This is a genomic window from Phycobacter sedimenti (assembly GCF_038148855.1).
In the GTDB taxonomy this organism is placed as follows: Bacteria; Pseudomonadota; Alphaproteobacteria; order Rhodobacterales; family Rhodobacteraceae; genus Phycobacter; species Phycobacter sedimenti.
The window spans coordinates 328,950-337,450 of sequence record NZ_JBBVGR010000006.1; the positions used below are offsets into that span (position 1 = coordinate 328,950).

The 8,501-nt window shown below is 63.0% G+C and carries 10 protein-coding genes; 7 read left to right on the forward strand and 3 right to left on the reverse strand.

Going from position 1 to position 8,501, the window contains the following annotated elements; translation table 11 throughout:
* Window positions 1-4 precede the first annotated feature (4 nt).
* Both AADA15_RS12990 and AADA15_RS12995 read left to right on the forward strand, forming a co-directional pair.
* Complete coding sequence (locus AADA15_RS12990; RefSeq protein WP_341641978.1) at window positions 5-739, forward strand: DUF599 domain-containing protein; 735 nt, start codon at window positions 5-7, stop codon at window positions 737-739.
* Between the two features lie 37 nt (window positions 740-776).
* The gene (locus AADA15_RS12995) at window positions 777-1,136 is read left to right on the forward strand and encodes a hypothetical protein (protein WP_341641979.1); all 360 of its coding nucleotides are present in this window, start codon (window positions 777-779) and stop codon (window positions 1,134-1,136) included.
* A 6-nt stretch (window positions 1,137-1,142) separates the two neighbouring features.
* Here the strand turns inward: AADA15_RS12995 and rlmH are convergent, their stop codons facing one another.
* The 3 genes from rlmH to AADA15_RS13010 all read right to left on the reverse strand — a co-directional run bounded on the left by rlmH (window position 1,143) and on the right by AADA15_RS13010 (window position 3,659).
* Window positions 1,143-1,613 (reverse strand): 23S rRNA (pseudouridine(1915)-N(3))-methyltransferase RlmH, encoded by a 471-nt coding sequence (gene rlmH / locus AADA15_RS13000; protein ID WP_341641980.1) that lies wholly within the window; start codon window positions 1,611-1,613, stop codon window positions 1,143-1,145.
* 79 nt (window positions 1,614-1,692) lie between these two features.
* Window positions 1,693-2,058 (reverse strand): ribosome silencing factor, encoded by a 366-nt coding sequence (gene rsfS, locus AADA15_RS13005; protein WP_341641993.1) that lies wholly within the window; start codon window positions 2,056-2,058, stop codon window positions 1,693-1,695.
* A 188-nt stretch (window positions 2,059-2,246) separates the two neighbouring features.
* Window positions 2,247-3,659: a mechanosensitive ion channel family protein gene (locus AADA15_RS13010; protein ID WP_437343193.1), complete on the reverse strand. Its 1,413-nt coding sequence runs from the start codon at window positions 3,657-3,659 to the stop codon at window positions 2,247-2,249.
* 102 nt (window positions 3,660-3,761) lie between these two features.
* Between AADA15_RS13010 and AADA15_RS13015 the strand changes: the two genes are divergently transcribed.
* The 5 genes from AADA15_RS13015 (at window position 3,762) to AADA15_RS13035 (ending at window position 8,295) form a co-directional block, all read left to right on the forward strand.
* On the forward strand, window positions 3,762-3,860 hold the full coding sequence (locus AADA15_RS13015) for an isopropylmalate isomerase (RefSeq protein WP_226892586.1): 99 nt from the start codon (window positions 3,762-3,764) through the stop codon (window positions 3,858-3,860).
* 53 nt (window positions 3,861-3,913) lie between these two features.
* A complete protein-coding gene (leuC, locus tag AADA15_RS13020; protein ID WP_341641981.1) occupies window positions 3,914-5,320 on the forward strand; it encodes a 3-isopropylmalate dehydratase large subunit in 1,407 nt (468 codons plus the stop codon).
* Window positions 5,321-5,332: 12 nt separating this feature from the next.
* Complete coding sequence (gene leuD / locus AADA15_RS13025) at window positions 5,333-5,938, forward strand: 3-isopropylmalate dehydratase small subunit (protein WP_341641982.1); 606 nt, start codon at window positions 5,333-5,335, stop codon at window positions 5,936-5,938.
* Between the two features lie 435 nt (window positions 5,939-6,373).
* Entirely contained in the window at window positions 6,374-7,207 is an 834-nt protein-coding gene (locus tag AADA15_RS13030) for a hypothetical protein (RefSeq protein ID WP_341641983.1), read from the forward strand.
* On the forward strand, window positions 7,204-8,295 hold the full coding sequence (locus AADA15_RS13035) for an endonuclease/exonuclease/phosphatase family protein (RefSeq protein WP_341641984.1): 1,092 nt from the start codon (window positions 7,204-7,206) through the stop codon (window positions 8,293-8,295). Before AADA15_RS13030 ends, AADA15_RS13035 begins: the two co-directional genes overlap by 4 nt.
* Window positions 8,296-8,501: the final 206 nt, after the last annotated feature.

Here is an 8,501-nt window from a genome sequence, read left to right on the forward strand (position 1 = left end):
CGGCATGATTTGGATTGACCGTATCAGCCTGTTTTCCGCCTTGGATTTTGCCGCGCTGGCGCTGATTGTCGCGGGCTGGATCTGGATTGGCTGGCGGATAGAGAATCCGCGCCAAGACAAACCATCGGTGTCCTACCTGATGGCCGATTTTCGCCGCGACTGGATGGTGCAGATGGTCACCCGCCAGCCCCGCATGTTCGACGCGCAACTGATCAGCGGCCTGCGCCAGGGCACGACGTTCTTTGCCTCGGCATCGATGATCGCCATGGGCGGCGGGCTGGCGCTGATCGGCAACACCGAACAGCTAGCCGGTGTGGCGGAGGATCTGATCCAGGACAGTGCCCCGGCCTTTGTCTGGGAGGTGAAGATCCTGACAATCCTGCTGTTCCTGGCCAATGCGTTTCTGAAATACGTCTGGGCGCACCGGCTGTTCGGCTATTGCTCGGTCCTGATGGCGGCGGTTCCCAACGACCCGGAGGAGCCGCTGGCCCTGCCCCGCGCCGAACAGGCCGCCGATCTGTCGATCACCGCAGCGCGCAGCTTCAACCGGGGCATGCGCTGCACCTATTTCGCGCTGGCCTCCGCCGCATGGCTGGCCGGTGCGGTCCCGCTGATTCTGGCTACGCTGGTGACCATCGCCGTGCTGTACCGGCGCGAGTTTGCATCCCAGTCGCGCAGCGTATTGCTGCGCATCCCGCCGCAAACCCAGAAAGTCACAAAGGCGGACACGGCATCGTGATTCCGTCGGCCCCAAGGCCTCGCCTATGGTGCGGGCCATGAGATCCGCCCTGATATCCCTTTGCTGCGCCCTTGGCACTGCCCTGCCCGCCCTGGCCGACAGCCCCAGGATCGAAAATGCCACTGCACGGCAAAGTGGCGGCACATGGGCGATCAGCGTGACGCTGTCCCACCCCGACACAGGCTGGGGTCACTATGCCGACGGGTGGCGCGTTCTGGATGAAAACGGGACTGAACTGGGCCTGCGCGTCCTGGCCCACCCGCATGTGAACGAGCAACCCTTCACCCGCAGCCTGAGTAGCATCGCGCTGCCTGAAGGCATCACATCTGTCATGATCCAGGCGCGCTGCAATGTGGATGGATGGGGGGATGAGCTCTTTCGCCTGCCCCTGCCCTAGGCCGCATCAACTGCGGTGATAGGGGCTGCCTGACAGGATCGTGGCCGCGCGGTAGATTTGTTCGGCGAGCATCACCCGCACCAGCATATGCGGCCAGACCATCTTGCCGAACGAGATCGAGAAATCCGCCGCGCCGCGCAGGCTGGGATCAATCCCATCCGCTCCGCCGATGATCAGCGCCAGATCCTGCCGCCCGCTGTCGCGCCAGCCCGCCATCTTGTCTGCAAAATCCGGTGAGGACAGCAGCTTGCCCCGCTCATCCAGCGTGCAGATCACCGCGCCCTTGGGCAGCGCCTTGCGCAGCAGATCCGCTTCGGCGCCCATGCCAAGGTTCTTCTTGTCCTCGACCTCGATCACGCGCGCAGGACCAAGGCCCAGCGCCCGGCCGGTGCGGTCGAACCGCGTCAGGTAATCATCGATCAGAGACTTTTCCGGACCGGAGCGGAGCCGCCCGACCGCACAGATATGGACACGCATGGAGCCGATCCCATCCGCCGGGCCAATCGCCCGGAGCAATTCTGGGGCGGCCTGCCGTCAGCGCGCCCCGATTTGTGGCTCAGTTGCCGGTCGCAGCGCTGGCGGCGCCGGGAACCCACATCTTTTCCAGCTGGTAGAACTCACGCACTTCGGGGCGGAAGATATGGACGATCACATCGCCCGTATCGATCAGCACCCAATCGCCGGTATCCTTGCCCTCGACCTTGCTGATGATACCGTAGTCCTGCTTGAGCCGGTCGGTCAGCTTTTCCGCCATCGCGGCCACCTGCCGGGTCGAACGGCCCGAAGCGATGACCATGAAATCGCCAATGGCGGATTTGCCGCGCAGATCAATCTGCACAACTTCTTCGGCCTTGTCGTCATCAAGAGAGGAAAGGATCCGCTCCATCAGCACCTCGCTGCTGGGGCGTGTCTTGGTCGCCATCACGGCGGCCTCGGTGTCAGCGGCAGCGGCCGCCATGGGTTCGGGTGACAGGACAGTGTCCTCCTTGCAGCGCGCCGACATCCCCCGGCGCCGGGGCTACCCTTAATGTAGCAAGCCGGAGGGTTGTTTTCAATCAAGCTTCGCTGCGCTGCCGCAGGCGCAAAAGAGGGAGCAAAGCCGCCTTTGGTTCAGTCGCTTGGCACTGTCTGGGCCTGTGCGCCTGTGCCATCGGCCACGGTGAGCGGCTCATTGAGGACGCGCACCTCTCGCTGCGGGAAGGGAATCGATATGCCCTCGGCCTTGAACGCGTCCCAGAGGGCAAGATATACATTACCGCGGATATTCGTGAGGCCTGCGGTCGGATCTCCAATCCAGAAGCGCAGCACATAGTCGACGCTGCTGTCGCCAAAGCCCACGATATGGCAGACCGGCGCCTTGCCGGGGGTCGAAAGCACCCGGTTCACCGAGCGCGCAGCCTCAATGGCGACCTGGCGTACCTTGTGGGGATCATCCCCATAGGCGGTGCCAAAATTGATATCGAGCCGCACGTAGCGGTCGGAATGGGACCAGTTCACCACCTGCGAGGTGATCAGATCCTCGTTCGGAATCAGGTACTCGCGCCCATCTCGCGTCACCACCGAGACATAGCGCGCGCCCAGCGCATTGATCCAGCCAAAGGTCTCTCCGAGGGAAATCACGTCCCCCGGCTTGATCGAGCGATCCATCAGGATGATGATCCCCGACACGAGGTTCGACACCACCTTTTGCAGGCCAAACCCGATGCCAACACCCACCGCACCAGAGAGGACCGCAAGGCCCGTCAGGTCGAACCCGATGGCGCGAATGCTGACAATGATCGCAAGACCATAAAGGGCAAGCTGAATCCCCTTGCCAATCAACACCTGCATCGAGGGAGAAATGTCGCTGTTGCTTTTCAGCCCCTTGGTTGCCGCATTGGAACCGATCCGCGCCAGCGTCAGCAGCACCGCCCCCAGCATCAGCGCCTTGAGAACCGCCAGCAGCGACAGGTGCATCTGGCCAAAGGTGATGGCGATACTGTCGAGCGCCGCCGCCACGTCGTCGACCAGATTCAGCGCCACCAGGGTCGCGTAAATCCACAGGCTCCAGGTAAAGATCCGCCGCAGCGTGTGATTGCGCACCAGCCGCGCCAGGAATCCGATCACCAGCCAGGCCGTTGCAACCGTGGCCGCGATCCCGATCAGGTAGCTGCGCGAGGGCCAGGTGTTCTCTTGCATCACCCAGTACAGGGTCCAGCTGAAGGTCACGAAATAGATGAGCGTCAGCCGCCGCAACACATGGAGAAGCGCCCTCAATCTCCATTTGGGCCAGCCCTCCCGCCCGTGGGCCCAGCGGTCCCAGCCGCTGCGGGTCACGAGTTTCATCAGGTAGGCCAGCAGAGCCAGACCGAGGATCAGGAACAGCTGGTATTGCCGCCAGCCCGGCGTCACGAACAGGGTGACCATCGCTTGCGCCTCACCCAGAAGCCAGCCCAGAACCTGCGACAAGCTGTCCGGCAAGCTTTCAGGCAAAGCATCACTCAGGGTCTCGGGCGGGGCGGCTTGAACGGTATCTTGCTCCATGGCTTCACCATGCCGGTGGCGCAAGGATATATGCAAGAACAATGGCGCCGCGCCCCTGCGTGAAACCTTGATTGTCGCGCGGGGCGGATGTATCTGACAGGCATGACCTTCGTATTGGCCCAGAATATCGAACTGCAAGATCGCGCTCGTCTGCGCGAACGGTTCTATGGCGCCGCCCGCACGGTCCTGGCGCGCCTATAAGGCTGCAGCCCAGCCCAAAGCCAGCTTATCCAATACAGAACGGGAGAGGACCCATGTCCCCCAAGACACTCTATGACAAAATCTGGGATGCGCATGTCGCGCATGAAGCAGAGGACGGCACCTGCCTTCTTTATATCGACCGCCACCTGGTCCACGAAGTGACCAGCCCGCAGGCCTTTGAAGGGCTGCGCATGGCAGGCCGCAAGGTGCATTCGCCGGACAAGACCATCGCCGTGCCGGACCACAACGTGCCTACCACCGCGGGCCGCGAAGACCCGGCGCAGATGACCGAGGAAAGCCGCATCCAGGTCGAGGCGCTCGACAAGAACGCCAGGGAATTCGGCGTGCACTACTACCCGGTCAGCGACATCCGCCAGGGCATCGTTCATATCGTCGGCCCTGAACAGGGCTGGACCCTGCCCGGCATGACCGTGGTCTGCGGTGACAGCCACACGGCGACCCACGGCGCATTCGGCGCGCTGGCGCATGGCATCGGCACCTCCGAGGTGGAGCACGTGCTGGCCACCCAGACGCTGATCCAGAAGAAATCGAAGAACATGAAGGTCGAGATCACCGGCAAGCTGAAGCCGGGCGTGACCGCCAAGGACATCACCCTTGCGGTGATCGGTGAGACCGGCACCGCCGGCGGCACCGGCTATGTGATCGAATACTGCGGCGAGGCGATCCGTGATCTGTCCATGGAAGGGCGCATGACCGTCTGCAACATGGCGATCGAAGGCGGCGCGCGCGCCGGCCTGATCGCGCCGGATGAAACCACGTTTGAGTATGTCAAAGGCCGCCCACATGCCCCCAAAGGAGCCCAGTGGGAAGCCGCGCTGAACTGGTGGAAGACGCTCTACACCGACGAAGGCGCCCATTTCGACAAGGTCGTGACCCTGCGCGGTGAAGACATCCAGCCCGTCGTAACCTGGGGCACCTCGCCCGAGGACGTTCTGCCGATCACCGGCGTCGTGCCATCCCCAGAGGATTTCGAGGGCGGCAAGGTCGAGGCAGCCCGCCGGGCGCTTGACTATATGGGTCTGACCCCCGGCCAGAAACTGACCGATATCGAGATCGACACCGTCTTTATCGGCTCCTGCACAAATGGCCGGATCGAGGATCTGCGCGCCGTGGCCGAAGTGGTCAAGGGCAAGAAGATCAAGGACGGCCTGCGCGCCATGATCGTGCCCGGCTCGGGTCTGGTTCGTGCCCAGGCCGAGGAAGAAGGCCTGGCCGATATCTTCCGCGAGGCCGGTTTCGAATGGCGCCTTGCGGGCTGTTCCATGTGTCTGGCGATGAACCCCGACCAGCTGTCCGAGGGCGAGCGTTGCGCCGCCACCTCGAACCGCAACTTCGAGGGGCGTCAGGGCTACAAGGGCCGCACCCACCTGGTCAGCCCGGCCATGGCCGCCGCTGCCGCCATCACCGGTCACCTGACCGATGTCCGCGAGCTGATGTAAGGAGCCAGCGATATGGAAAAGTTCGAAAAACTGCACGGTATCGCGGCGCCCATGCCGCTGGTCAATATCGACACCGATATGATCATCCCCAAGGTCTTCCTGAAGACAATCAAACGCTCGGGCCTTGGCGTGAACCTCTTTGACGAGATGCGCTATGACCGAAACGGCAACGAGATCCCCGATTTCGTGCTGAACAAGCCCCAGTACCGCAACACCGAGATCCTGGTGGCGGGCGACAACTTCGGCTGCGGCTCGTCCCGCGAACACGCCCCCTGGGCGATCGCGGATTTCGGCATCAAATGCGTGATCTCGACCTCCTTTGCCGACATCTTCTTCAACAACTGCTTCAAGAACGGCATCCTGCCCATCGTGCTGCCGCAGGAGCAGGTGGACCTGTTGATGAAGGACGCGGAAAAGGGCGAGAACGCCCGCATGACCGTGGATCTGGAAGCGCAGGAAATCACCACCTCGGATGGCGAAGTTATCAAGTTCGACGTGGACGCCTTCAAGAAGCACTGCCTGCTGAACGGTCTTGATGACATCGGCCTGACCATGGAAAAGGCGGACGCGATCCAGAGCTTCGAAAGCAAGATGGCTCAGGAACGCCCCTGGGTATAGGCCGGGCCGGATCGGACCCTCGGAAAGTCTCAGAAGTCGCCCTCAGGGGCGGCTTTTTTTCTTGAGCGCAGGACCTGCACGCCAGATCTGTGCCACATTTGAGACATATTCATTCAAAGTTCTTTGAAAATGCTCATACCCCATCTTTTGCATGTCAGGCCGTTTGCGGCCAAAGCCCCCGCCACCCCAAGATGTTGTGGCACGACCTGCAAAGCGCTGAAATCCATGGCATCTGCTGATGTAATCCGGCACCAGTTGCCCTGCGATTGCCGGTTTGAGGTCCGGTTTGCAGGCCAAGCCACTTGAGTGCGCCCCCGCAAGCATGCTGAAATGAGGCACAATTGAGGCAGACTCATCGGCACAGGCCGGTAGAACAAGTTGGAAAAATGGCGCGGCAAAGTACCCGCCGATCCAGGTTGAAGGGAACAGATCGTAGTGTTTGCACGCATCATAGGCGCGGCAATCCGCGGCGTATTGGTGGCATTGCTGATTGCGATGCCGTCTTTGCTGCTGCCGGTATCGGCCACGGAATCTCCCGAGATCGTCGTGTTCATGGCGCTTTTGGGCGCTGCGTTGACCTTTGCAGAATATTTCTCGAGCTTCCCCAGCTTTGTGGAGTTCCGTCAGGCGCCGCCGCTGAACCGCATCCGGTTTGTATCCATTTTTGCCGCGGTCGGCCTTTTGAGCCTTCTCGCCCGCCATCCTCTCGATCCCACAAGTCTGACAGCGCTGATCCACGAGATTGCCGCGCGTCTTGGGGCGATCATGGATTTTGCCTACTCGCCCGTGCGCCTTACAACCCTGATGATGCCAGCCGAGGTGCCCGATGCTCTGGTTCTGGCCGTGCGCTCGGCTGCGGGCCTCAGCTACCTTCTGGCGGTTCTGGCCATCATCGGTTTTGCGCTGGCAATCCGGGTCGGCAACTGGCCGCTCGGCAATGGAGCCTTCAATGTCTGGGTCAACCTGCCGCTGTTTGACCCGACCACCGGCGGCGATGTTGTCCTGCGCCTGCAGCGCGATGGGCGCATCAACATGGTGATCGGGGTGCTGTTGCCCTTTGCCATTCCGGCAGTTGTGAAGCTCGGTCAAGGGGTGATCGATCCCGCCCTGCTTGCCGCGCCACAGACCTTGATCTGGACGATCAGCGCCTGGGCTCTGGTGCCAGCTTCGATGATCATGCGCGGGCTGGCGCTCTTGCGCGTGGCCGAGCTTATTGCCCAACGGCGCCGCGCCGCCTATGCGGATCCCGACTTTCTGCAAACCGCATGAGGCGCCCGGCCGTATTCCTTGCGGCCTCGCTTTCAGCCTTCCTGTTCGCCTGGCTGCCTGCCCGGTCTGACACGATCCGCATTGCGACCTACAACACCGAACTGTCCCGCAAGGGACCGGGACTTATGCTGCGCGACATCGAAAAAGGAAACGACGCACAGGTCGCGGCGGTCATCAGGGTCATCGCGGCGGCGAATGCAGACGTCATCGCCCTGCAGGGTATCGACTGGGACTACGAGAACCGCGGCCTTCGGGCGCTGGAACGCCGTCTTGCCCTCGCTGGATCTCCCTATCCCCACATCTTCGCCAGGCAGCCGAACGCAGGATTGCCGTCCGGGCAGGATCTGGACGGCGACAGCCGCCTTGGCGGCCCCGGGGACTCCCAGGGTTACGGAGATTTCACCGGTAAGGAGGGGATCGCCGTTCTGTCGCGGTTTCCAATTCTCGAGTCAGAAGCCCTGGATCTGTCGCCTCTCTTGTGGCGGGATCTGCCGGAAGCTCTTCTGCCCCGTCACCCTGACGGAGGCCCGTTTCCCTCGGCCGAGGCGCAGGAGATCCAGCGCCTGTCCTCAACCGCCCATTGGGTCGTGCCGATCCGGCTGCCTGGGGAAGCGCAGCTCGATCTGATGACCTTTCAGGCAGGTCCACCCGTTTTCGATGGCCCCGAAGACCGCAATGGCCGCCGCAATCATGACGAGATCCGCCTGTGGCAGATCCTGCTGGAGGACAACCTGCCCCCGCCCTATCACCGGCAGAGTACTGGACCATTCGTGATCGTCGGGGGTGCCAATCTGGACCCTGAAAAGGGGGATGGCCTGCGCGATGCCATTTCGGATCTGCTGAATGATCCAAGGGTCGTTGATCCACGACCCTCAAGCCCTGATGCGGGCACGGATACCGTGGACTGGTCGCGCCCCGGGCGCATGCGGGTCGATTACGTGCTGCCCTCTGCAGATCTGCGGATTGCAGATGCGGCGGTTGCTTGGTCGTTTCCGGATCGGGAAACCGCCCTGCGCGCAAGCCGACACAGGTTGGTCTGGGTGGATATCGAGATGACCGGATCTCGCCGCCCGAATGCACGTGACTGACAGAAAAGGCGATCCTCCCGCCCGTCATTGCCTCTTGTCAGAGGCGCTTCCCGTTGGGGGGGGGGGGGCGCCCCCCCCCCCGGGGCCCCCCCCCCCCCCCCCCCCGGGGGGGGGGGGGGGCCCCCCCCCCCCGGGGGGGGGGGGGGGGGGGGGCGGGGGCCCCCCCCCCGGGGGGGGGGGCGGGGGGGGGGGTGGGGGGGGGGCCC

Coding starts and splice junctions, on each gene's coding strand:
- rsfS (WP_341641993.1), bottom strand. CDS start 2,058: ATGGCGACCAAGACACGCCCCAGCAGCGAGGTGCTGATGGAGCGGATC.
- AADA15_RS12995 (WP_341641979.1), top strand. CDS start 777: ATGAGATCCGCCCTGATATCCCTTTGCTGCGCCCTTGGCACTGCCCTG.
- leuD (WP_341641982.1), top strand. CDS start 5,333: ATGGAAAAGTTCGAAAAACTGCACGGTATCGCGGCGCCCATGCCGCTG.
- AADA15_RS13010 (WP_437343193.1), bottom strand. CDS start 3,659: ATGGAGCAAGATACCGTTCAAGCCGCCCCGCCCGAGACCCTGAGTGAT.
- AADA15_RS13015 (WP_226892586.1), top strand. CDS start 3,762: ATGACCTTCGTATTGGCCCAGAATATCGAACTGCAAGATCGCGCTCGT.
- leuC (WP_341641981.1), top strand. CDS start 3,914: ATGTCCCCCAAGACACTCTATGACAAAATCTGGGATGCGCATGTCGCG.
- AADA15_RS12990 (WP_341641978.1), top strand. CDS start 5: ATGATTTGGATTGACCGTATCAGCCTGTTTTCCGCCTTGGATTTTGCC.
- AADA15_RS13035 (WP_341641984.1), top strand. CDS start 7,204: ATGAGGCGCCCGGCCGTATTCCTTGCGGCCTCGCTTTCAGCCTTCCTG.
- rlmH (WP_341641980.1), bottom strand. CDS start 1,613: ATGCGTGTCCATATCTGTGCGGTCGGGCGGCTCCGCTCCGGTCCGGAA.